General features: G+C 36.9%; 1 protein-coding gene. It reads left to right on the top strand.

The features are described from left to right. On the top strand, nt 1–557 hold a 557-nt coding region (locus ACFIMP_RS09850), incomplete at its 5' end, for a hypothetical protein (RefSeq protein ID WP_375686346.1). Between the last annotated feature and the right edge of the window lie 162 nt (nt 558–719).

The raw sequence follows: 719 nt of genomic DNA, 5'->3' as shown, positions 1-719 counted from the left end.
ATGAAATTTTATGGATAGCAGTGGTTTCAGTTTTGCTCTTAAGCGGAGTGATGTTTCGTATTGCATTGCATTATCGCGACCAAGTTAAGGCGCTTAAAGAGCAGGTTCAAGATATTAAGAAAAAAATGAAAGAGAATGAGTTTAGGTATTTAAAGGAAAGCAAGCAGACAATTGATGAATGTGATGCGGATCTTGAAGAACGTGACAAGGAAATTAAACAACTGAAGCAAGAGATTGAAGAACGTGACGAGGAAATTAAACAACTGAAACAAAAGACTGAAGAGCATGAAAAGGCGTTCAGAAATGTAAGTGAAGTTGTAATGACACTCGAAGCAGATGTTCAATCACGTGATACGGAAATTAAAGAATTGAAGCAAAAGATAGATGCGTACCGAGAAGACTTTAAACGGAAAAGTGAAAAGATACAGGCACTAAAAGCAGATGTTGCATCACGCGACGAGCAAGTTGAAAGACTAACACAAGAGCTTAAACAGCGTGATGAAGTAGTAAAAGCGCCGCCTCATAAGAATAAGAAGAGTAAGAAGAAAAGTAAGTGAGAAGATAGAGGTGGAAGATATGATACTTAAAAAGAAGTATGAATCTACTGATGAAACAATCGAAGTTAATGGAGTTACGCTTCACCGTATACGTGCTTTAAGAAATTTTAGAGATGTGTACGCAGGTGACTTAGGTGGCTTTATTGAAAATGAAAGCAATTT

Source organism: Bartonella sp. AP65SXKL (genome assembly GCF_042195725.1).
In the GTDB taxonomy this organism is placed as follows: Bacteria; Pseudomonadota; Alphaproteobacteria; order Rhizobiales; family Rhizobiaceae; genus Bartonella.
The sequence above is the reverse complement of the archived record's forward strand: the minus strand, read 5'-3'. Positions and strand labels throughout refer to the sequence as shown.